Annotated in this window: 20 protein-coding genes and 1 tRNA gene; 9 read left to right on the top strand and 12 right to left on the bottom strand. The window is 51.6% G+C overall.

What is annotated here, in order from left to right; all coding sequences use genetic code 11:
* Position 1: 1 nt before the first annotated feature.
* Positions 2-2305: a TerB N-terminal domain-containing protein gene (locus tag NMD08_RS23450; protein ID WP_370620224.1), complete on the bottom strand. Its 2304-nt coding sequence runs from the start codon at positions 2303-2305 to the stop codon at positions 2-4.
* Here NMD08_RS23450 and NMD08_RS23445 point away from each other — a divergent pair.
* Complete coding sequence (locus NMD08_RS23445) at positions 2216-2422, top strand: hypothetical protein (protein WP_223237005.1); 207 nt, start codon at positions 2216-2218, stop codon at positions 2420-2422. The two genes, NMD08_RS23450 and NMD08_RS23445, sit on opposite strands and share 90 nt — an antisense overlap.
* A 94-nt stretch (positions 2423-2516) precedes the next feature.
* Here NMD08_RS23445 and NMD08_RS23440 read toward each other — a convergent pair whose 3' ends face one another.
* The 3 genes from NMD08_RS23440 to NMD08_RS23430 form a co-directional block, all read right to left on the bottom strand.
* Positions 2517-3578, bottom strand: a complete 1062-nt coding sequence (locus tag NMD08_RS23440; protein ID WP_252838506.1) for a nucleotidyl transferase AbiEii/AbiGii toxin family protein — start codon at positions 3576-3578, stop codon at positions 2517-2519.
* Positions 3578-4195 carry a DUF6088 family protein gene (locus NMD08_RS23435; RefSeq protein ID WP_252838505.1) on the bottom strand — a complete coding sequence of 206 codons (618 nt, stop codon included), beginning with the start codon at positions 4193-4195 and terminating at the stop codon, positions 3578-3580. Before NMD08_RS23435 ends, NMD08_RS23440 begins: the two co-directional genes overlap by 1 nt.
* A 154-nt stretch (positions 4196-4349) precedes the next feature.
* Positions 4350-6326: an ATP-dependent endonuclease gene (locus tag NMD08_RS23430; protein ID WP_370619170.1), complete on the bottom strand. Its 1977-nt coding sequence runs from the start codon at positions 6324-6326 to the stop codon at positions 4350-4352.
* 254 nt (positions 6327-6580) lie between these two features.
* Between NMD08_RS23430 and NMD08_RS23425 the strand changes: the two genes are divergently transcribed.
* The 4 genes from NMD08_RS23425 to NMD08_RS23410 all read left to right on the top strand — a co-directional run bounded on the left by NMD08_RS23425 (position 6581) and on the right by NMD08_RS23410 (position 9166).
* Positions 6581-6874, top strand: a complete 294-nt coding sequence (locus NMD08_RS23425) for an ash family protein (protein ID WP_227012533.1) — start codon at positions 6581-6583, stop codon at positions 6872-6874.
* Positions 6766-7227: a hypothetical protein gene (locus tag NMD08_RS23420; RefSeq protein ID WP_252838503.1), complete on the top strand. Its 462-nt coding sequence runs from the start codon at positions 6766-6768 to the stop codon at positions 7225-7227. The genes NMD08_RS23425 and NMD08_RS23420 overlap by 109 nt, the downstream gene beginning before the upstream one ends.
* The gene (locus tag NMD08_RS23415; protein ID WP_252838502.1) at positions 7224-7439 is read left to right on the top strand and encodes a helix-turn-helix transcriptional regulator; all 216 of its coding nucleotides are present in this window, start codon (positions 7224-7226) and stop codon (positions 7437-7439) included. The genes NMD08_RS23420 and NMD08_RS23415 overlap by 4 nt, the downstream gene beginning before the upstream one ends.
* Positions 7440-8281: 842 nt before the next feature.
* Entirely contained in the window at positions 8282-9166 is an 885-nt protein-coding gene (locus tag NMD08_RS23410; RefSeq protein WP_252838501.1) for an integrase domain-containing protein, read from the top strand.
* A gap of 189 nt (positions 9167-9355) precedes the next feature.
* On the opposite strand, the gene NMD08_RS23405 is transcribed toward NMD08_RS23410, so the two are convergent.
* From NMD08_RS23405 to aspA, 7 genes are all read right to left on the bottom strand, one after another.
* Positions 9356-10615: an integrase arm-type DNA-binding domain-containing protein gene (locus tag NMD08_RS23405; protein WP_252838500.1), complete on the bottom strand. Its 1260-nt coding sequence runs from the start codon at positions 10613-10615 to the stop codon at positions 9356-9358.
* A gap of 163 nt (positions 10616-10778) precedes the next feature.
* Positions 10779-10854 (bottom strand) — tRNA-Phe (locus NMD08_RS23400).
* A 158-nt stretch (positions 10855-11012) separates the two neighbouring features.
* A complete protein-coding gene (locus tag NMD08_RS23395) occupies positions 11013-11588 on the bottom strand; it encodes a transcriptional regulator (protein WP_210904338.1) in 576 nt (191 codons plus the stop codon).
* Positions 11589-11624: 36 nt separating this feature from the next.
* Positions 11625-13334: a protein-disulfide reductase DsbD gene (locus NMD08_RS23390; protein WP_252838499.1), complete on the bottom strand. Its 1710-nt coding sequence runs from the start codon at positions 13332-13334 to the stop codon at positions 11625-11627.
* Positions 13310-13657, bottom strand: a complete 348-nt coding sequence (gene cutA, locus NMD08_RS23385; RefSeq protein ID WP_151217311.1) for a divalent cation tolerance protein CutA — start codon at positions 13655-13657, stop codon at positions 13310-13312. The genes NMD08_RS23390 and cutA overlap by 25 nt, the downstream gene beginning before the upstream one ends.
* Positions 13658-13788: 131 nt before the next feature.
* Positions 13789-15090 carry an anaerobic C4-dicarboxylate transporter DcuA gene (gene dcuA / locus NMD08_RS23380; protein ID WP_151217313.1) on the bottom strand — a complete coding sequence of 434 codons (1302 nt, stop codon included), beginning with the start codon at positions 15088-15090 and terminating at the stop codon, positions 13789-13791.
* A gap of 115 nt (positions 15091-15205) precedes the next feature.
* Positions 15206-16642 (bottom strand): aspartate ammonia-lyase, encoded by a 1437-nt coding sequence (aspA, locus tag NMD08_RS23375; RefSeq protein WP_016151388.1) that lies wholly within the window; start codon positions 16640-16642, stop codon positions 15206-15208.
* 337 nt (positions 16643-16979) lie between these two features.
* On the opposite strand from aspA, the gene NMD08_RS23370 reads away from it, so the two are divergent.
* Positions 16980-17459 carry an FxsA family protein gene (locus tag NMD08_RS23370; RefSeq protein WP_151217315.1) on the top strand — a complete coding sequence of 160 codons (480 nt, stop codon included), beginning with the start codon at positions 16980-16982 and terminating at the stop codon, positions 17457-17459.
* Between the two features lie 40 nt (positions 17460-17499).
* Here NMD08_RS23370 and yjeH read toward each other — a convergent pair whose 3' ends face one another.
* Positions 17500-18747, bottom strand: a complete 1248-nt coding sequence (gene yjeH / locus NMD08_RS23365) for an L-methionine/branched-chain amino acid transporter (protein WP_187253589.1) — start codon at positions 18745-18747, stop codon at positions 17500-17502.
* A 274-nt stretch (positions 18748-19021) separates the two neighbouring features.
* On the opposite strand from yjeH, the gene NMD08_RS23360 reads away from it, so the two are divergent.
* From NMD08_RS23360 to NMD08_RS23350, 3 genes are all read left to right on the top strand, one after another.
* A complete protein-coding gene (locus NMD08_RS23360) occupies positions 19022-19315 on the top strand; it encodes a co-chaperone GroES (protein ID WP_000027827.1) in 294 nt (97 codons plus the stop codon).
* 43 nt (positions 19316-19358) lie between these two features.
* Positions 19359-21005 (top strand): chaperonin GroEL, encoded by a 1647-nt coding sequence (gene groL, locus NMD08_RS23355; protein WP_003025464.1) that lies wholly within the window; start codon positions 19359-19361, stop codon positions 21003-21005.
* 134 nt (positions 21006-21139) lie between these two features.
* Entirely contained in the window at positions 21140-21493 is a 354-nt protein-coding gene (locus NMD08_RS23350; RefSeq protein ID WP_151217317.1) for a DUF4156 domain-containing protein, read from the top strand.
* Positions 21494-21583 lie beyond the last annotated feature (90 nt).

The raw sequence follows: 21583 nt of genomic DNA, 5'->3' as shown, positions 1-21583 counted from the left end.
ATTATCCTTTGAGTTCTTGTGCTATTTCCAGGTCAACGTAAATATCATCGTCATCATCAAGCACCGGGGCGTCAACCTGTTCGAAAGACCAGTCATTAATTGCTTCAATCGCACCACTGAGCATCAAATTAAACTGCTGACATAGCTCAGCGACGTCGTTTCGGGCCCAATGTTCTTTTTCCAGCAAACGTTGGTAAAGCTGATGATGTGCCTCATCAAGACCTGCGCCAGTCTGTGACGGGATCTCCGCCGGGGACTCGTCTGCGGGTTCATCTTCGGTGAAGATGGTGTTCAGTAACTTGCGTACGTCCGTGGTATCAGACTCATGACGGGCAAGGATCCGTTCATCAAGAGAAAACGCACCGCTCGTCGCTGATGGGGATTGTAACGTAGCTGTCGGCGTTGTTTCTGTGGTTGACAGACGGTGGATATCGCTGGTGACGGTACTGCTGTCCAGGCCGAGGCTGGTGTAGATTTTTTCCAGTTGCTTAATTTCAGCCGGATCGATTTTTCCATCTGCGCAGGCGACGCTGATAATCACGTTGCCAATAGTGGATTTATCTTTACCGCTGAGTTGCTCAATTTTACCCTTCAGACCGGCCTGATTTGCAGGCGTATTGAGCCGCCAGATGAGGTAGGCGTGCAGCGAGCGTTTTTCGGTGGGCGATAAGGCATCGTTATGATTAATTATTCTCTCCAGTGCGGCCTGTTCCGCAACATCCACGCGCTTGTCCATTTGTGCAATCATGGCGCCCAGCCGAAGCGCCACGGAGACTGACGTAAATTCTGCCGACGGTACGTAGAATTCCGCATGCCCTTCAGGGAATAAAACAACGTGCCCTTCTGGTTCTGCCCGGACAAGGTGATAGCGCATATCCGGCGCAATGCCGTAGCCTGCTCGCCGGGCGAAATTTTGCATCAGCTCGGCTTCTTTCTTATTCATCTTATCCGGTACAGGCATCCCCATTCTGGCCCAGAAATCAGCCACTGTCGCCAGCCCTGAATGTTCGCGGATTTTCTCATCGGCCCAGCGCTTAAATTCAGCAAACAGACGTTCTGCATCTTCAGTCAGAATTTCATCGGGAAGCAGCATGATGGCGGCGACATCGCTTTTTGACGCCTCTTTTTTACCGAGGTAGCGACTGTAGGCATCAAGCGCGTTGGTACAGGATTCAGCAACAGGGATTAGTTTCTGCACCGGCGCTTTTAAAACGCTGGGGTCGGGAAGATCTATCTGTTTTTTGACCTGAAGTTCCCGAAGCGTACCACTGGCGGGGGTATAGCTTAAATACAACCGTGTTTTATTGGGTTTGACGACAATACCGTCACCATATTTTTGGGTATAACGCTGTTTGAATAACGAGGAAAATTCAGAATGACATCGACGGGCAGGTGTGCGCAGGGTGTAATCAGGAAAATAGTGTATCCATGCCAGTGCCAGATCGGCACAAACAGGTTGTCCTTTATCGACCACCGTCGCCAGATTTAGCCTGAACAGTAATGCACTTCTCGACGAGAAATATTCGTTTTCAGTGTGTACAGAAAGTAGCTTCGGTCTGAGAATGATCATCATTTCCAGCAACTGTGTTGCATAATGACGGAAGGAACCGCTTGCCTGAAATACGGTTCTCAGGCGCGATATCTCTTCAAATAACGCTTTGAATTCATTATCAGAAATAGCCTCTTGCGTACCATCGGCCAGTACGCGGCGCTCAAGACCGTAAAAATAAATAAAAACATAACCGATGGGGCAGGTTGCATCGCTGCGATCGCTTGCCAGCCAGTCAATATAAGCGCCACGGCAACGAGGAGAGAGAGCGGCAAAGGTGGGCCAATACCCCAGAGACTCATCATAATAATGGCGTGAAATGGGCTCAATGGGGAAAGCGTCGTTAACCAGAGAAGCATCGGAACCATCGTTATAAAGATGACCATATTCTCCGGATGAATGGGTTTTCAACCGCCCGCCGAAATAAAAATTGCCGTAATTAATGACGACGTTTTGAATGGTGACGCTTTCTCCCGGTTTGACCCATCGCGCTGGCGTGGTATTGCGCCGGGCGGCGCTCTCTTGTGACGGTTGGCGGCTGGTGCTGTATTCAACCGCCAGTCCATTAACAAAGCTAAAAGTTGCCAGTTCGTCATCTTCGGAAGCCTGAGAATGCATATTTGTCACGCTGCTGTCTGACTTATTAAGAGATGCTTGTCGGGATGAATGATTTATTTTGGTGATGATTTTGTTATTTATATTGGGGGGCAGCGACTTTTTCTTTTTGGAAAACAGAAGCCAGATAACCGCCAACATAATAACAAATATCCAGAAGCCCATTCCGTGCCCTTAATCGCTGATAACGCTTCCCGGCATTGTTCTACGATCGGCAAGGGCGGTAAGCATAAAACTGGAAGAGAGATCGCAAAATGATACCGCGACTGGGCTGAAGTACAAGCATAAATCCCTGGTATTTAAAAGGCTTATGCCATATGGCAGAGGGGTAATTAAACGAAATAGTTTATATCTATGAGATGCACATAAAACGATTGATTTCATCTTGCGCATGACGAAGGCGCTCAGCAATGTCAGCAAATCCGTCAGGCTCACGGAAGAACATTCCCCCTTCCACTGCCGTTTGATGATCCCCTGCGATCGCGGCGAACCGTTCAGCGTCATCAGGCAACAGTTGCAAGTTTCCGACAATCACCTGAGTAAAATCCACACCCGGCACAGACCAGCGACGTTGCTTCATCTCGACCACATTACGCATGGCTTCCAGCGTTTCATAGGGGCTGGCGAAATGATGGCGCAGCAGACAATCCACATCATACCAGTGGCGAGCGAGTCGGGCCGGGTTTGGCGCTTTGGTTTGCGTACAAAACTGGTGTAGCGCCGTCAGCTTTTCCCAAAGAATATAACCGATGTTATAAGCATTTACGGTCGCAACAGGTAGCTGAAATGCATCTAATCCAGCAATCCCGGACAGATAGCTCACAACAGGCATTTGATCGGTTGGCTTACCACGATTTCGTCCACCAAATTCCAGCAGAATATGATCGCGCTGATAGGCCATACTGTCTTCTTTCACCCGTGGGAAATAAATATCGATTTTTTCGCCACCGCTGTCAGGTTCCATTTTTGCTTCAAGGCCCGGAATTTTATAAGCCTGAAAGCGTTGGTTTAACCGTTCTGCCAGCGTACTTGTCCATGCGATTAAACGCTCTTGCTGCTGATCTCTGAACCGGCGATTCTGGCTATTATTCAGCGTGCTTTGCTCCCACGCCTGCTGTTCGTCCTCTTCTGAATGGCCTGCCAGATCGGCCCAGTGAACAGAAAGATCGATATCTTCAGAAAAACGTTCAATCACGTTCCAGCATTTGCTTAACGCCGTTCCACCTTTAAACGCGACAGAAAGGTCGCCCAGCAGATCCTCATTAAAAAGCAGCCGAAGGATCTCAGTTACCCAGAGATCCTTTTCCAGAAAACTGGCTCCCAGCCCGGAGGGATGCTGTTGTGCTGCATAAGAAAGGATTTCCTGAAGCTCGCTGCGGTACGATGCGCCCCGGTAATAATCGAAAATGTTCATCAGAGCGCCTTTTGCAACGTCATCAGATGCGAGCGCCACGCATGAAGCGCAGGTTCATTCATTAACTTTCCGGCAATCTGTCGCGCTTTGGCTGACGGGATGCTCAGCCGGTGAAAGGCATTCTTCAGGGTTTCCGGCGGGGTATGTTCCTGATCCAGACTCAGTAAACCGCGCATCAGTTCCCCTTCAGGTCGGTTCAGCCAACGCAACCGGCTTGCTGATTTATGCTGGATCCGTACCTGCTCATTACCAACTCGGAACTCTCGCGTCGGGCCATTTGACCAGTAGATGCGTTTAACCGGTGCCTGCGTTTGCAGCCCCAGCCGGTAAGCGGCTTCCAGTCCCTGAAGGGTGATTTTGTAACCGCGCTCCTTTGCCCATGCGGCGGCAACATCACTGGCGCTGGCAACCACGTTAACAGAGGGAAGATTCTTCAACGGTTTTGGCCGGGAGTAGAAACCCCGTTCAACCCGAACCAGCAGGCCTTCTTTGACCAGACGACTCATTGCCTGTTGTACAGATGCGCGGCTTCCCAGCGAATAAAATCCGCTGATGGAAAAGGGGACGCCACGCTTCATGCGGTGAACCCGCTGGCGGGCCAGAGCGGCAACAGACATTGATTCTCCTGTACTGACATTCTGTTTTAGTGTGAATTTATTTTAGACCATATTTATCAGGGTATACAAGCATATTGATGTCAGTAGAAATATGTATATATCGATAGAATTAATAACAGGATCCCTATGAGAAGTGACCCTGTTAATTTCTGTATCAGGCCTCAGCGTTTAGCGGTTCAGCATTGCGTCTGAATCTGGGATCGTCTTGTTTTCCGTGCTGTGCTGCCCAATCAAGAACCTGAGCCAGCAATTGCTGCATGTAGTGATCGGTATCTCTGATGGTTTCAAAAGGAGAGTGCTGTTCGGAAGAAAGAAGTGCAGTCAATAAACCCTGAACGCCAGTCGCCAGTCCTTCGTCCTGAGTGATTTGCAGATAAGCATTTAGCGGCTTATCTTTCGACGCTTCGTCTCCGCCCAGAAAACGTTCAAAGTCAGGAACACTGACGCGGTGGCGAACTGTAAGCCCTTCACTTCGGGCCTGTCGGATGGCATTTTTGATTTTTTCGTTTTCTGTCCACATGCCATTTCTGGTACCGTTCGATTTCTGCGGTGAATCGGCGTCATGCACCAGACTGAAATCAATTTTGAAATGCGTAAGCACTTTTATCAGCGGCACCAGTATGGCTTTTCCACGAGCGCGGATGATGGCGACCTGATCCATCAGCGCATGGTTTCGTTCTATGATGGACGCCATAAATGCTGCATGTTCCGTATCGCCTTCGACCAGTACAGGGTGTGAACCAAAAAAGACCTCAGAAAAGCTGGGATCGATATGCTGTAACGCCTGAAGCCGCTGTTTATCATCACCTTCAAATTCAATCAGATCTGAGCGATAGGTTCTCGGCGTTACAGGGGACTGATCATCATCTCTTTCCCTGTCTAAACGCACAATGGTGGTGTGATCTTCAAACGGATTGATAAAATAAGGTGAATGGGTGGTCAGAATGATCTGCCAGTCCGGGTTTTTTGCCAGTTGGTATAAATGACGCTGAGCCGCTCGGGCCGCCATAGGGTGTAAAGCATTTTCTGGTTCATCAATTAATAACAGGTAGCCGGGAAAGGCCGGATCTTCCGGACTGTCCGGGATTGGTGCGCCACTGTCGTGGGCGTCCAACTGCGCTTTGGCTTGTGCTAAATACTCTGCCAGCTGTTCCGGGTCATCTTTTTTGGTGGGTTTCGCGACTTTCTTTGAAAGCTCGGTAATATCTTTTTCAAGGCGTTTGCGATAGTCACCACGAACCTCTTTATCGCGATTAAGCTCATTATGGACCTGAAGCATTGCCCAGAATAACGCTCTGCGAGCCCCTGTTCCTTGTTGAACCAAATCGGTATCAGCTCTTCCATCTGAAATTCTCAAGCTCGAGCCATTTTTAATAAGTTCGTCCACTTTTGGAACAAGCGGTGCCGCACACACATTAAGACTAACGTCCAGTCGGGGAAAAATTCCTTTAAATCCCGTAGACACCTTACCCGCAATACCATTGAAATGTTCCTGATGTTGCTCGCTGAGGGCGTTCATACTGGAGGACACACTCTCAATCGCTTTTGCCAGATCGGATGCAGGATTGCTCCGGGCTTTTTCCAGTTCCGTGAACAGGGGAGACAGAGCAAGTTTAAGTAACAGTTCTTCCGTTTTTGCCGCATCTTCGAGCGAGCCTATCCGTAGCGGTCTGGGAAGTCTGGAAGTAAATACCGGATCGGCACCACCAGCTTTAGTATCCTCGGCCCAGCAGCCTTGCTGTTCATCGCCTCCGGTGGGATCCCATGTGGTACGGACTTTCTGAAAATCTGGCGCGCACCATTGCCAGCGGCTTTTTACAACAAGAAACTCACCTCTTGCTTGTTTCCATTTTTCATCAACGTTGCCAATACCCTGAGGAATATGTACCTCAAGAAGGACTTCAGAGGGTTGATCCGGTTGAGCGTGCTGGTGTCGATCATGCGCGGGATCAAATGACACGCTTCCTTTGGCTAACTCATAGGCTCTGAGAACGGTGGATTTACCGGCATTGTTTTTTCCTACCAGACAAACAATGTTATCGAGTGCAATATCGATACCTTCATTACCTATACATCCGATGTTGCGGATGGTCATACGAAGCAGCTTTGAGCGGTTTTCTACGGACATCATTGACTCCAGGATTATTAATATGCAAAGAAGGGTCATGTTAATAACGAAATGAGAAGCATAATTTGATGTCACGCTAATTTATTGATAATCATCTATTTTGAGATGGCCGTACAATTTAAAGATAGTTTTTTCTGTTTGCGATCTGCCTTCCATAACCTCACTTGCTGTTAACCGCTAATCGCGGTATCTTTTACCCACACCTGCAAAATCAGGTGCCGGGATTGACCTCCTGAAATACCACATACTGGCGACACATGACGCGCCTGCGTCTTTTTTTGTGTTGTGCGTTCGGCTATATCTCAATGGTGGGCTGGGCGAGGGCACCGCAAGGTGCGCCGGTATCCAGTATGGCCGGTAAGGTCAACCTCGTTCAGTCCACCACCCGTGAGATTGACCTCTCCGGTGGTGGTATTAAAACCACATACTGGAGGCTGCCATTATGGCTACGATCCCCACCCAGACACACCCGTTACTTGCTGTTCCCTTCAATGCCGCCACGGACTTTACCGTCCTTGCCAGCCACTGCGAAAACTTCGCTGAAACCCTGATTGAAAGTAAAGATATCGCGTTAAAAATGGCGCTCTGCGGCAGACTTAACACCGCTCTGACGCTGCTCCAGCCCACGCTGTTAGAACCCGTCCCGCCCCATCTTGTTGAAAGCCTGACCGTTGATACCCTCCCCGCAAACGCCCCTCAGTTCGGGCCAGAATGCACTGAGCTTTGCAATTACTGCCTTGCTCTGACGCAGACGCTGGCGGGGCAGGGATTTTCCTCTGAAACGGAGAAATTCCTTAGCTGGCTGTTGTATGACCTGATCAATTACTTCGCAGCGGAAATGAAGGCCCCGCGTTGGCTGCGTACCCCCGATGGCGTAAAGTTTATTGACGGGGTGGCGGCATGATGCAACCGGACTGGCATTCTGCCGACATTATCGCAGCGCTGAAAAAGCAGGGCACGTCGTTGTCCGCCGTTTCCCGCAGCTCAGGGCTGGCATCCTCCACGCTGGCGAATGCGCTGATCAGACACTGGCCCAAAGGTGAAAGATTGATCGCCGAAGCGTTGGGCGTTGCGCCAGAGCACATCTGGCCTTCCCGCTATCTCGGACCACGTTAAAACAGACTCTCCCGCTCTTCTGATGGCCCTGCTGTCAGAAGAGCGGGAGAAGGCAAGCGAAGCGCGGCAGTGGAATCCTTTTTGACATAAAAACAGTTTTTCCTTTCTGCGCCAGCGGCACTGGTATAGTCTCCCCTTGCCCTATGCTGTCGTTGACAGCGACACGCTTCACAACCTGAAAGAAGCGCCTGTTATCAGTACGGTTGAGCCCTTTACCGGTGCAGACCTCTGCAAACACCGGGTCGCAGACTATCGCGATGGAGGCTCAAGTTTTGACACGATACGTCCTTTTACTGCGTCAGCCTGCTGGCTCACTCTACACCGCGCCGGAATTCTCCCGGCTAACCTGTATCTGCTGACACCTTCAGTGCCCTTTACCTGACGGGCTGCGGTCTGCATTGCCGACAGGCTTTGCTGCCGCGCGACCGTAAAACAGCACCAGAAACGCAACGTTTAAGCACTGCACCAGTCCAGTGCGTCACTTTAACCGCGCAAAGCGGGAAAGTGACGCACGCAGCCCTTTCGACCTGTATCAGACAACTCAACCGCGCCAGCTCATGGCTGGATTCTGACACTGCCTTTTCAGGCCATTTACCCATAAGGAGAACATGAACCGATACCGAGGCGGATCCGGACGATCCGGGGGATAACCCGCGCAAGCGGGCGGCTGCTCAGAGAGCACAACCGAAGCCCCGCCACACCTCAACGGCTGCCGCCCCGGCGCTCAGGTATCGTTCGCAGCCCCGACAAAAAAACAGGGGCTATCGGCCTGTGCGCCGGGGAAAGCTGTATCAGTGTTGGTTTTTGGGATGAGTTTGCGGCAATCATGAAAGGGGGAATGTATGGGAATACTGGAGCAGGAAATGAAGCGGCTGGCGCAGCAGGCGGGTGGCAGCTACAAAACTGTGGATGATCGCATCAGGCTGGCGCAGCGTTTTTGTGAGCGTCTGGTACTGGCGCAGAATGTGCAGATCCGCCGGGTAGAGCAGCTTAAGGCCCGGCATATTGAAGGCTATATCCGTGAACGGCTGGCGCAGGGTATCACGAAGCGTTCCCTGCAAAACGAGATGGCGGCGGTGCGCTGCATCCTGAAACAGGCCGGACGCGCAAAACTGGCAGGCGGTGATCGGATAAACAACCGTTCGCTGGGGCTATTTGGTGCATCCCGTAGCGGTACGAAACGGGCCATCACGCCGGAGTATTACCGCCATGTGCTGGAAACTGCCCGCATAAAAGATCCGGGGCTGGCGGCAGCGCTGGAACTCTCGAGGCTGATGGGGTTGCGCTCGCAGGAAGCGGTACAGTGCTGTCAGTCATTAAAAACGTGGAAACAGGCGCTGGAGCGTGGCGAAACCCGGCTGACGGTGGTGTTTGGCACCAAGGGGCATCGTCCCCGTGAAACTATTATTCAGGATACTGGCGCAGTGAAAAAAGCGCTGGATAACGCCTTATCTGTCGCAGAGTTGCGTAACGGCAGACTGATTGATCAGCCCTGCCTCCAGAAGGCCATGAATTACTGGCGGGGAGCGCTCGCTGAAGCCGGATTGACGGGGAATTATACCCCGCACTCACTGCGCTATGCGTGGGCGCAGGATGCCATCCGTCACTATCTGACGCAGGGATTCAGCGACAAAGAAGCGCTGGCGCTGACCTCAATGGATTTGGGCCACGGCGACGGACGCGGGCGGTATGTGGTGCAGGTCTACGGGCGGCGGGAAGAGGAATAATTTCCCGTTCTGGTGCAATCATAAAAAGGCCGAAGGGGTAAGGGGACGCTAAGGGTAACAGCGCCAGACCGGAAAGGGCCAAAGGGCTTAAAAAGCCGGAACTGGCGCAGTTAAACGGAGTTTGGCACTGGTGCAAATAAAAAAGCAGATCCGCGGAGATCTGCTTTCCGGCGAGGCTTGTCAGGGGATTCAGGCCACCTGAACCTGCCTGTCATACCGGTACGGCGCAACAAACTTCTGCCGACAGGCGTCGAGCCAGTCCGACCACCACTGCATCATCTGCGTGCGCTCGTCGAGGTGCTCGGCCTTGTGGATATAGGCGGCGCGCACGTTGTTACGCTCCTGATGGCTCATCTGCCGCTCCACGGCGTCTTTCGACCAGCGCCCGGACTCAATCAACGCGCTACAGGCCATCGTGCGGAAGCCATGACCGCAGACGTCCACCTTTGTGTCATAACCCATCACCCGCAGCGCCTTGTTGATGGTGTTCTCGCTCATCGGCTTGTGCGGATCGTGGTCGCCGGGAAACAGCAGCTCACTGTTGCCGGACAGCAGTTTTAGCTGCTTCAGCACCGTCACTGCCTGTTTTGACAGCGGCACCAGATGCGGCGTTTTCATCTTTGCGCCACGCTCTGAATAACGCACGCCGGGAATAGGCTCACGCCCGGCGGGAATAGTCCACATTGCGCCATCCAGATCAATCTCCGTCCAGCGGGCGAAGCGTAGTTCGCTGGAGCGGATAAAGATCAGCAGGTTAAGCTGTACCGCCAGCCGTGTCAGTAATCTGCCGGAATAGCCCTCCAGCCGCTCCAGTAACTCTGGCATTTTCTCCAGCGGCAGGGCGGGGTAGTGGTTTTTCGGCGGCGGTGTGATGGCCCCTGTAAGATCGTTGGCCGGGTTGCTGGCGATCAGGCTCTCCTGCACCGCGTAGCGCATGATCGCCGTAGTGCGCTGCTGAATGCGTGCGGCGGTCTCCAGATTACCTTTCTTTTCAGCCACCCGAAGCGGGATCAGCAGGTCGGCGGTTTTCAGGTCAGCGACGGGGAATTTGCCGATCAGCGGGAAAACGTGCAGTTCAAGAGAACGCAGGATTTTCGCGGCGTGGTGCTCCGTCCAGCGGATATTGCCCGCCAGCCACTTACGGGCGACCTCTTCGAACGTATTGCCGCTTTTCTTCGCCTGCTTCTCCTGCTGCTTCTTCACCCCCAGATCGTCGCCTGCACAGAGTACCGCACGAGCTTCTTCACGCAGCTTACGCGCATTCGCCAGCGTGACGGTCGGGTAAGCGCCAAACGCCAGCTTCTTCTCCTTGCCGCCAAAACGGTACTTGAGTTGCCAGAGTTTAGATCCGTTAGGTTTAATCAGCAGGTACAGGCCCTGCGCGTCGCTGAGTTTGTAAGGTTTGTCGATGGGTTTGGCGTTACGGATGGCGGTATCGGTGAGTGGCATAACGGGGGCTCCAGAGTTTATCGAACCAACAGGCCCCCAATTAAGCCCCCAAAAACTCTGGATGTCAAAAAACCTGACGGAACTTTTCAGCACCATCAGGTTTCTTTAACTTACTGATTTTTTAACGTTTCAGGACGTATAGGGACATCATGAAACTAAATTTTGGTGCCCGGACTCGGAATCGAACCAAGGACACGGGGATTTTCAATCCCCTGCTCTACCGACTGAGCTATCCGGGCAACGGGGCGCATTAAACCGTATTCACGTCTGTCAGTCAATTAAATTTCGGGAAAAACCGTTCAACCGCTTAATATTACGGCAATCTACGCATTTATGCCTGAAGATTGAACAAAATAGCGTGGTGCCAATTTCTCACCACCCAATAAGCGTTGTGCGCTTAAGTCAGCGCACCGCCCATACGGCACTGAGCAAAGCGCAGGATATCTTCAGCCAGACGGTGTGCTGTTTCGACATCAGCATGGCTACGATTGACCAACATGCGGCTCAGGCAGCCTTCCAGCACCAGTTCCATCTGTTTGGCAACCATTGCCGGGTCGTCAACTTCCAGCGTCGTGAGCAGTTCATGGGTGAAGTCATGCGCCGCCTTTTTTTGTTGATCGGCTAACTGATGGATCGGATGTCCGGGATCGGGGTAAAACGTACAGGCGGCGATGAACAGGCAGCCTGGATAGCGATTATTGCTCACGCATTCGGACAGCGCGTTGTAGCGTGCCAGTAATTTCTGCTCAACGCTCTGGGTGTCATCCAGCAAAAGCTGACGCCGCCAGATATCCACCCGCTGGCTGAGGTAACGTAACGCATCGTACAGAATGGCCTCTTTATCGGGCCAAAAGCGTTGTAGTTCATCAAGAGGATAATTGATACGTTCGGCCACCATTTCCAGCGTGGTATTGGCTATCCCTTGAACCTCAAGTAATTTCAGGGTTTCTCCCAGGACATCTTCACGTTGCACGGTATTCTCCTCCGTATTTCCTGTTGCAAGTGTCGCTCACGGTTGGCGATCGCGCAAATGTGCGCTGAAGGTCGTGGCATCCATAAAGCCTGTTACCCGGGCCTCCGGGTGCTCTTTCCCTTCAGCGTCAAAGAACAAAATAGTCGGCAAACCTAAAACCTGTAAATGCTTCAGCAGAGCAACATCCTGGGCATTGTTTGCCGTCACATCCGCCTGCAAAAGCACTGTGTTGCCGAGCGCTTGCTGAACCTGTGGGTTACTGAACGTATACTTCTCAAACTCTTTGCAGGCCACGCACCAGTCGGCATACAAATCCAGCATAACAGGCTTGCCTTTAGCTTGCGCCAGCGCCTGATTTAGCGCATCTACCGATGCTACCGGCGTAAAGTTAAGATGCGTCTGGTCTTGAGCATGCGGCGCACCGAACGCCCAGTCCTGTAATGGTCTTACGCTGACCAGCGCTGCAGCTAACAGGACAATCTGCACGATGCGCATCCAGGCGTGCTTTGCCTGCAGGCTGGTGATGAATGCCCACGCAAAGAATGCGACGCCAAGCGCTGACCACAGGCGAGCGCCCCATTCGTCGCCAATGATGCGCTCGAGTAAGAAGACGGGAAGCGCCAGAATGACAAAACCAAAAGCGGTTTTGACATGCTCCATCCAGGGGCCGCTTTTAGGTAACAGGCGATTGCCAAATACGGTAATCAGCATCAGAGGTAATCCCATCCCCAGCGCGTACAGATACAGCGTGCCGCCTCCCAGCCACATGTTCCCGCTCTGAGCGATATACAGCAAAATCGCGCTTAACGGGGCTGTGGTACAAGGAGAACAGATGAGACCTGCGATCGCCCCCATCGCAAAGACGCTACCGGGAGAACCACCTTGCTGGCGGTTACTCATCAATGTAAGGCGCGTTTGCAGCGATGAAGGGAGCTGCAGCGTAAACAAACCAAACATCGATAACGCGAGCAGCGTAAAGATGACGGCAAGGCCAATCAGAACGTAAGGATGCTGTAGTGCGGCCTGGAACTGCAATCCAGCGGCCGCAACAACCAGACCCAACGCGGTATAGGTGAGCGCCATCCCCTGGACGTAGATAAACGTCAGCAACAGTGCGCGCCCGGTTGATAATCGTTGCTTGCCGCCCAGCACTATGCCGGAAATCAATGGATACATCGGTAATACGCAGGGCGTAAACGCGATGCCTATTCCGATCAGTAATGCCCACAGAGCGGTAAAGGGGAGTTTGGCTGCGGGCTCCGGTTGCTCTTGCGGCGCGACAGTGGCTGGCGCTGGCGCAGGTGTTGCCTGGGTATCGGCGGATACTTCACTTAACGGTACGGTTTTGGTTTCTGGCGGGTAGCAAAATCCGGCGTCAGCACAGCCCTGGTACGTGACCGTTAATGTTGCGCCAGATTTCGCCTGATTGATCGTGACCGGGATGGTCAACTGTTTACGGTATATCTCACTTTTGCCGTAAAACTCATCTTCATGCCAGACCCCCGGCGGTAGTTTTACCTCGGCGATATCAGCCTGAGAAGGCGTAATGCTTATCTGTTTGCGATACAGATAATAGCCATCTTTAACCTGCCATGTGAGGTTCAGATCGTGTTGGTTTTGCTGGAAATCAAAAACAAACGCCCGATCGGCAGGTACAAACTGCGAGCGGCCTGGCGCGTCAAATAATCCGGCAAAAGTAGATGTGCTGCACAGCAGCAGGATCAGCGTAAGGATGCGTTGAGCCATGAGCGGTAATCAAAGTCTCCGTGAATGACGGGTAAAACCAGAAGTTCAGGTGTTTGATATGGATGATGTGACTTCAGGCAATCGAGTAAGGCTTGCTGGTGCGTAACGGTGGTTTTTAAAATCATCTGGACTTCATATTCCTGCTCCAGTTTACCTTCCCAATAATAGAGGGAGGTCGCACCGGGCAGTAGCGTTACACAGGCGGCTAGCTTTTCCGCCAGCACTTTTGCAGCCAGATCCTGGGCGGTTGCTTCATCCGGCGCAGTACAGAGCACCACAACGGTATCGGGGATGGAAATATCCTGACTCTTTACATCAAGCATAAACACCTCGAAAGAACAGAGTAACCAGCTAAAGAGTGGTCACTATACAACGGACGAGGGAAGGATGTTAGCTAAAGCGGGGTGATAAAGAGGAGGAACTGCAGGGTGCGAAGGCACCCTGCAGTAAAGTCTTATAGCATGAAGCTGCCCAGCAAGAAGCCGAAGCAGACAGCCAGAACGACACCCAGAGTACCTGGGATGAAGAACGGATGGTTAAAGACGAATTTACCGATGCGGGTTGTTCCGGTGTCATCCATCTGAACCGCCGCAACCAGAGTTGGGTAGGTTGGCAGAATGAACAGGCCAGAAACCGCGGCGAAAGACGCAACAGCAGTCAGCGGGGAAACGTTCAGAGCCAGAGCCATCGGCATCAGTGCTTTAGCGGTTGCAGCCTGAGAGTACAGCAGTGCAGAAGCAAAGAAGAAGATGACCGCCAGCAGCCACGGATGACCCTGGATTACGCTACCTGCAGTATCTTTGATCCAGTCAATGTTGTGAGATACGAAGGTATCACCCAGCCATGCAACACCCAGGATACAAATACAGGCGCTCATACCGGCTTTGAAGGTGCTGGAGTTCAGGATGGAGTCAGTTTCAACGCGGCAGATGATTGTCGTCAGCGTCGCGATGCTCAGCATGATGATCAGGATTGCGTTGGTGGTGTTCATCAGCGGTTTAGCGACCAGGCCAAGGCTTGGGCTGTTGATGATGGCGTATACAACGACGCAAACCACGCCCAGCAGGAACAGCCAAACGGAGGTTTTCGCGCCAGCTTTGATTTCAACTTGTCTTTCACCGCGCAGTTCAACCAGGCCTTCTTCCAGACGTTTACGATAAATCGGGTCGTCAGACAGTTTGGAGTTGAACAGTGCGGTGATCAGGAAGGACATCACCAGAACGGCCAGCAGAGTGGATGGAATGACCACGGACAGCAGGTGAATGTAGCTGATGCCATGACCTTCCATGACGGAAGACATGTAAACCACAGCCGCGGAGATTGGAGACGCCGTAATCGCAATCTGTGCGGAAACCACTGCGGTAGAGAGCGGACGGCAAGGCTTGATACCTTGCTCCTTCGCGACTTCAGCGATAACCGGCAGAGTAGCCAGAGAGATGTTGCCGGTACCGGCAAAGATCGTCAGGAAATAGGTCACGATAGGTGCAAGGATCGTGATGTATTTCGGATTCTTACGCAGCAGTTTTTCAGTTTGATGAACCAGATAGTCCAGACCACCGGCAATCTGCATGGCAGAGATAGCAGCGATAACCGCCATGATAATGGAAATAACATCGAACGGAATATTACCCGGTTTTACGCCAATAGCGGCAAGAACCAGAACACCCAGCCCACCTGCAAATCCAATACCTATACCCCCAAGTCTGGCACCTAAAAAGATTGCCAGCAAAACGATGATAAGTTCTAAAACTATCATATTAGCCTTCCTTGTTGTTTAACAAGTTGATATTAAATTGTTGTTTTTAAGTAACTTCGAGTAAGAAAAAAGGCACGTCATCATGACGTGCCTTCTCCGGTACTACCCTACACGATTACTGTTCGCTTTCATCAGTATAACGTTTTGCTTTATAAGCAGGGTGCATCAGGTTCTGTGCAGAGAAGATATCGTCTAGTTCAGACTCGGTCAACAGACCGCGTTCCAGGACAACTTCACGTACGCTCTTACCGGTTTCGGCACAAATTTTACCGACGATGTCGCCGTTGTGGTGACCGATGAACGGGTTGAGGTAAGTAACGATGCCGATGGAGTTGAATACAAACGCTTCACAGACTTCTTTGTTAGCAGTGATACCACTAACGCATTTTTCCAGCAGGTTGTAGCAAGCATTGCTCAGAATGTGAATGGATTCAAACATTGCCTGGCCAATGACCGGTTCCATTACGTTCAGCTGCAGCTGACCCGCTTCAGATGCCATGGTGACAGTGATGTCGTTACCGATGACTTTGAAGCACACCTGGTTTACGACTTCCGGAACAACCGGGTTCACTTTTGCTGGCATGATAGAAGAACCCGCCTGCAGTTCTGGCAGGTTGATCTCGTTCAGACCAGCACGTGGGCCAGAGGAGAGTAAACGCAGGTCGTTACAGATTTTGGACATCTTAACAGCCAGACGTTTCAGTGCGCCGTGCACCATAACGTATGCGCCGCAGTCAGACGTCGCTTCAATCAGGTCTTCAGCAGGAACACAAGCGAAGCCAGTGACTTCAGCCAGTTTCTGTACTGCCAGCGGGGAATATTCTTTCGGCGTGTTCAGACCTGTACCGATTGCCGTTGCGCCGAGGTTAACTTCCAGCAGCAGTTCTGCGGTACGACTAATGTTTTTCACTTCTTCTTTCAACAGTACGCTGAAAGCATGGAATTCCTGACCGAGAGTCATCGGTACAGCATCTTGCAACTGGGTACGACCCATTTTCAGGATGTCCTGGAATTCAACAGCTTTTTGTTCGAAGCCTTCACGCAGTTGGTTCAGAGCATCAATCAGTTTGATGATGGATGCGTAAACAGCGATACGGAAGCCGGTTGGGTAAGCGTCGTTGGTAGACTGACATTTGTTAACGTGGTCGTTCGGGTTCAGGTACTGATATTCACCTTTCTGGTGACCCATCAGTTCCAGACCGATATTGGCCAGCACTTCGTTGGTGTTCATGTTGACGGAGGTACCCGCACCACCCTGGTAAACGTCTACCGGGAATTGATCCATGCATTTTCCGTTATTCAGGACTTCATCACACGCCGCGATGATGGCATTTGCCACACTCTTAGGAATGGTTTGCAGCTCTTTGTTGGCCATTGCCGCTGCCTTTTTAACCATTACCATACCGCGAACAAATTCAGGAATGTCGCTGATTTTGTTGTTGCTAATGTAGAAGTTTTCAATCGCTCTCAGAGTGTGAACACCGTAGTAGGCGTCCGCTGGAACTTCCCTGGTACCCAACAAGTCTTCTTCGATACGAATGTTGTTTAACATGTGAACCTTCTTTTTCAAGCTGCCAATGATTTGACTAAACACACAGGATATATGTGATTTCGATTGTTTCTCGACCGACGATTATCCCCTGCATCGGTCTGATACTCGAGATCATATGCTGGTTCAGGATTTCTACCGTAATCTGGATCACTTAAAGCGTGGAATTTACCCCTTATTTATTATTCTGTGAAATGGATCACCCCTTTGTGATTAACCCTAAATATTAGTGTACAAGCCGCTTGAAATTTTGCTAACCACCACAATATCAAACCGATGCGAGTCACATAATTTTCGTACAGGCGTTGAAAAAAACGACTGTTATTAACAGGAGATCCCCTTGCGCTGGATACCACTAATTGCCATTTTTCTCTATGTTTACATAGAGATATCCATTTTTATTCAGGTCGCCCATGTATTTGGTGTCCTGATGACGCTGATTTTGGTTATTTTTACGTCGGTTATCGGTATGTCACTGGTTCGTAACCAGGGATTTAAGAACTTTTTACTGATGCAACAAAAAATGGCTGCTGGTGAAAGTCCGGCTGCAGAAATGATCAAAAGCGTGTCGCTGATTATCGCTGGTTTGCTGTTGGTGCTGCCCGGCTTTTTCACCGATTTCCTCGGTCTTCTCCTTTTATTACCTCCGGTGCAAAAACATCTGACGATGAAACTGCTGCCGCATTTACGTTTTTCGCGGATGCCGGGTGGCGGTTTTAGCGCTGGAACCGGTGGCGGTGAGACCTTCGACGGTGAATTTCAGCGTAAAGACGATGAGCGCAACCGTCTTGATCATAAAGACGACGATCGTCGAGACTGACCCCGCAGGCCCGGTAAGTACTACCGGGCTTTTTTATTGCTTATTTGGCCTCAGCCATTTTCCGACTCGGTAAAAACAGCCACAGCCCAGCCAGCATAATCAGGGCGTACAGGCTCTTCCAGCCAACCATCGTCAGTAGCAGTAGACACAGCAGACCGCCAATGACTGCCAGTGCGCGGTAATGCCCTTTCAGTAATCGACATCCCGCCAGCATGCACAGCAGGTAAATCATAATAAAAATGCCGTTGGCATAGACGATTAACGCATCGAGATTGATTTGCAGCATATAGATGCACAAGGTACTCACCACGCAGCAGCCCAATACGGCGTTTAGCGCATTGCGTGGAAGGTGACGGGGAGACAGACGTGCCAGATGACTCTCCGGTTTATACTGTGCTTGCGACCAGACCAGCCGGGCGAAGCTTTGAATATAAATGTTAAGGCTGGCAAAACAGGCCAGATAACCAATGATGCAGGCGACCCACAGTGCCTGTACGCCAAACAGCTGCACGACGATCTCTGGCAGTGATGCCGCTGCCGCCATCTGTTCGCCGTAGGCGCCAAAATGAAGCACGACGACGGTGCATGCCCAATAAACAGAGCCCGCCAGCAGCAGACCTATCATTAGCGCGCGCGGGAAATCCCGCTCAGGATTTTTGAATTCAGACGCCAGATGAGCAAAGGCTTCAAGGCCAACAAAACACCAGAACATCACCGACAGCGCGGCGAATAGCCCGGGTAGTTCAATATCGCTAATCGCAGGGAAGGGGATTTCGCCAGGTTTCAGATCGCCCGCCCACCAGATAGCGACTATGAGGGCAACAATCAGTCCGGCAATGACCGTTTGCAGATTCGCGCTGGAGCTTGCGCCGCGAGAGCCGATATACCAAACCAATCCCAGCGTACCGAGTTCCGCCAACAGCAGTTGCTCGTCATGCCAGCCAAACATCGCCTGACCAAATCCGGCGGCGATGTGTAATGCTGCGGGCAAGCCGACGGGAATCACCGACAAAAACAGCCATCCGGTGACGCGCTCCAGGCGTGAGCCAAAGGCCATGCCGACAAAATGCGCTACGCCGCCCGCGCTGGGAAAATGGCGACCCAGTATGGCAAAGACAATCGCCACGGGAAAAACTAAAACAATCAGCACCGGCCAGGCCCACAAACTGTTGTTGCCGGCCACCAGCGCAGCCAGCGCAGGGACGGCGAAAACGCCTGTACCTAACAATGATGTCGACAACAGGCCAACGCCCTGAGCCAGTCCCAGCTCTTGTTTCAGTCCGCTCATAAGTTGTTATCCGGTTATGCCCAATGACGGGCTACAGCGCAGATTTTTGATGGTATCACAATCGGATTTGCTTATGACGACGCGGCTGAAATCGTTATGAAATGTGAGGCGCGTCGGCGTTTTGACGGGATTTTCTGCTGATAAAAATTTTTTTTCGCTTGCCCCCTTGAAGGCACAAAACCCCATCCCCATCTCTCTGGTCACTAGCCGGGAAACCGTTTACGGGCCGGCGTCACCCATAACTGATAAAGACTTTCTCAAAGGAGAGCTATCAATGAGTATTCGTCCGTTACATGATCGTGTGATCGTCAAACGTAAAGAAGTTGAATCTAAATCTGCTGGTGGCATCGTACTGACCGGTTCTGCAGCAGGTAAATCAACTCGTGGCGAAATCATCGCTGTCGGTAAGGGTCGCATCCTGGACAACGGTACCGTACAGCCGCTGGACGTTAAAGTCGGCGATATCGTTATTTTCAACGATGGCTACGGTGTTAAATCTGAGAAGATCGACAATGAAGAAGTGTTGATCATGTCTGAAAGCGACATCCTGGCAATTGTTGAAGCCTAATCCGCGAACGACACTGAACATACGAATTTAAGGGAAAGAGAAAATGGCAGCTAAAGACGTAAAATTCGGTAACGACGCTCGTGTGAAAATGCTGCGCGGCGTAAATGTACTGGCAGATGCAGTGAAAGTTACCCTCGGTCCAAAAGGCCGTAACGTAGTTCTGGATAAATCTTTCGGTGCACCGACCATCACTAAAGATGGTGTTTCCGTAGCACGTGAAATCGAACTGGAAGACAAGTTCGAAAACATGGGTGCGCAGATGGTGAAAGAAGTTGCCTCTAAAGCGAACGACGCTGCAGGCGACGGTACCACCACCGCAACCGTACTGGCTCAGTCCATCATCACTGAAGGTCTGAAAGCCGTTGCTGCGGGCATGAACCCGATGGATCTGAAACGTGGTATCGACAAAGCTGTCGCTGCTGCCGTTGAAGAACTGAAAGCACTGTCCGTACCGTGCTCCGACTCTAAAGCTATTGCTCAGGTTGGTACTATCTCCGCTAACTCCGACGAAACCGTAGGTAAACTGATCGCTGAAGCGATGGACAAAGTCGGTAAAGAAGGCGTGATCACCGTTGAAGACGGTACCGGTCTGCAGGATGAACTGGACGTGGTTGAAGGTATGCAGTTCGACCGTGGCTACCTGTCTCCTTACTTCATCAACAAGCCGGAAACTGGCGCAGTAGAACTGGAAAGCCCGTTCATCCTGCTGGCTGATAAGAAAATCTCCAACATCCGGGAAATGCTGCCGGTTCTGGAAGCCGTTGCGAAAGCAGGCAAACCGCTGCTGATCATCGCTGAAGATGTTGAAGGCGAGGCGCTGGCAACTCTGGTTGTTAACACCATGCGCGGTATCGTGAAAGTGGCTGCGGTTAAAGCACCAGGCTTCGGCGACCGTCGTAAAGCGATGCTGCAGGATATCGCTACCCTGACCGGTGGTACCGTTATCTCTGAAGAGATCGGTATGGAGCTGGAAAAAGCAACTCTGGAAGATCTGGGTCAGGCTAAACGCGTTGTTATCAACAAAGACACCACCACCATCATCGATGGCGTGGGTGACGAAGCTGCAATCCAGGGTCGCGTGACTCAGATTCGTCAGCAGATCGAAGAAGCAACTTCCGACTACGACCGTGAAAAACTGCAGGAGCGCGTAGCGAAACTGGCAGGCGGCGTTGCAGTTATCAAAGTAGGTGCTGCGACTGAAGTTGAAATGAAAGAGAAGAAAGCCCGCGTTGAAGATGCCCTGCACGCGACCCGTGCTGCGGTAGAAGAAGGCGTGGTTGCTGGTGGTGGTGTTGCGCTGATCCGTGTAGCAAGCAAAATTGCCGGCCTGAAAGGCCAGAACGAAGACCAGAACGTTGGTATTAAAGTTGCGCTGCGCGCAATGGAATCCCCGCTGCGTCAAATCGTGCTGAACTGCGGCGAAGAACCTTCTGTAGTGGCTAACACCGTGAAAGCGGGCGACGGTAACTACGGTTACAACGCTGCAACTGAAGAGTACGGCAACATGATCGACATGGGTATCCTGGATCCAACCAAAGTAACGCGTTCTGCTCTGCAGTACGCTGCTTCTGTTGCGGGTCTGATGATCACCACCGAGTGCATGGTTACCGACCTGCCGAAAGGCGATGCGCCTGACTTAGGTGCTGCTGGTGGTATGGGCGGCATGGGCGGTATGGGCGGCATGATGTAATCATGTTGTTCTGAATCTCTCAGAATTGAGAAACCCCTGGGCAGAAATGTCCGGGGGTTTTTCTTTTGGTCATCTTTTTAGTATATGATTCAGCTACGGACATAACGTCCAGCTAATTGATTATGGGGAATGACATGCACGTGAAATATTTAGCAGGGATCGTTGGTGCCGCGCTACTGATGGCGGGTTGTAGCTCCAGCAACGAACTGAGTTCTGCCGGACAAAGCGTACGCTTTGTCGAAGACAAGCCTGGCGCAGAGTGTCAACTGATTGGCACCGCAACCGGCAAACAAAGTAACTGGCTTTCTGGCCAGCACGGCGAAGAGGGTGGTTCAATGCGTGGTGCCGCAAACGATCTGCGTAACCAGGCCGCAGCAATGGGTGGTAACGTGATTTATGGCGTCAGCAGCCCATCACAAGGAATGCTTTCCAGCTTTGTTCCTACTGCCAGTGAGATGACTGGCCAGGTTTATAAGTGCCCTAATTGATTACACTTCATCCTGCCTCCTTGTTGGCTGCGCTATGAAACCCCAGTCACATAGCTATCTATGCTCCTGGGGATCTCTTTGCTTGCCGCC

The sequence above is a fragment of the Citrobacter meridianamericanus genome, from assembly GCF_041320245.1.
GTDB lineage: Bacteria > Pseudomonadota > Gammaproteobacteria > Enterobacterales > Enterobacteriaceae > Citrobacter > Citrobacter meridianamericanus.
Note: the sequence above shows the minus strand (reverse complement) of the source record. Positions and strands in the feature narration are given on the sequence as shown.

Bases quoted from the DNA above. Each gene is read 5' to 3' on its own strand.
- NMD08_RS23390 (WP_252838499.1), bottom strand. From the start codon at position 13,334: ATGGCTCAACGCATCCTTACGCTGATCCTGCTGCTGTGCAGCACATCT.
- groL (WP_003025464.1), top strand. From the start codon at position 19,359: ATGGCAGCTAAAGACGTAAAATTCGGTAACGACGCTCGTGTGAAAATG.
- NMD08_RS23450 (WP_370620224.1), bottom strand. From the start codon at position 2,305: ATGTTGGCGGTTATCTGGCTTCTGTTTTCCAAAAAGAAAAAGTCGCTG.
- dcuA (WP_151217313.1), bottom strand. From the start codon at position 15,090: ATGATAGTTTTAGAACTTATCATCGTTTTGCTGGCAATCTTTTTAGGT.
- NMD08_RS23425 (WP_227012533.1), top strand. From the start codon at position 6,581: ATGACGCGCCTGCGTCTTTTTTTGTGTTGTGCGTTCGGCTATATCTCA.
- yjeH (WP_187253589.1), bottom strand. From the start codon at position 18,747: ATGAGCGGACTGAAACAAGAGCTGGGACTGGCTCAGGGCGTTGGCCTG.
- NMD08_RS23420 (WP_252838503.1), top strand. From the start codon at position 6,766: ATGGCTACGATCCCCACCCAGACACACCCGTTACTTGCTGTTCCCTTC.
- NMD08_RS23405 (WP_252838500.1), bottom strand. From the start codon at position 10,615: ATGCCACTCACCGATACCGCCATCCGTAACGCCAAACCCATCGACAAA.
- aspA (WP_016151388.1), bottom strand. From the start codon at position 16,642: ATGTTAAACAACATTCGTATCGAAGAAGACTTGTTGGGTACCAGGGAA.
- NMD08_RS23430 (WP_370619170.1), bottom strand. From the start codon at position 6,326: ATGATGTCCGTAGAAAACCGCTCAAAGCTGCTTCGTATGACCATCCGC.
- NMD08_RS23410 (WP_252838501.1), top strand. From the start codon at position 8,282: ATGGGAATACTGGAGCAGGAAATGAAGCGGCTGGCGCAGCAGGCGGGT.
- NMD08_RS23445 (WP_223237005.1), top strand. From the start codon at position 2,216: ATGATTTATTTTGGTGATGATTTTGTTATTTATATTGGGGGGCAGCGA.
- NMD08_RS23440 (WP_252838506.1), bottom strand. From the start codon at position 3,578: ATGAACATTTTCGATTATTACCGGGGCGCATCGTACCGCAGCGAGCTT.
- NMD08_RS23415 (WP_252838502.1), top strand. From the start codon at position 7,224: ATGATGCAACCGGACTGGCATTCTGCCGACATTATCGCAGCGCTGAAA.
- cutA (WP_151217311.1), bottom strand. From the start codon at position 13,657: ATGCTTGATGTAAAGAGTCAGGATATTTCCATCCCCGATACCGTTGTG.
- NMD08_RS23350 (WP_151217317.1), top strand. From the start codon at position 21,140: ATGCACGTGAAATATTTAGCAGGGATCGTTGGTGCCGCGCTACTGATG.
- NMD08_RS23360 (WP_000027827.1), top strand. From the start codon at position 19,022: ATGAGTATTCGTCCGTTACATGATCGTGTGATCGTCAAACGTAAAGAA.
- NMD08_RS23435 (WP_252838505.1), bottom strand. From the start codon at position 4,195: ATGTCTGTTGCCGCTCTGGCCCGCCAGCGGGTTCACCGCATGAAGCGT.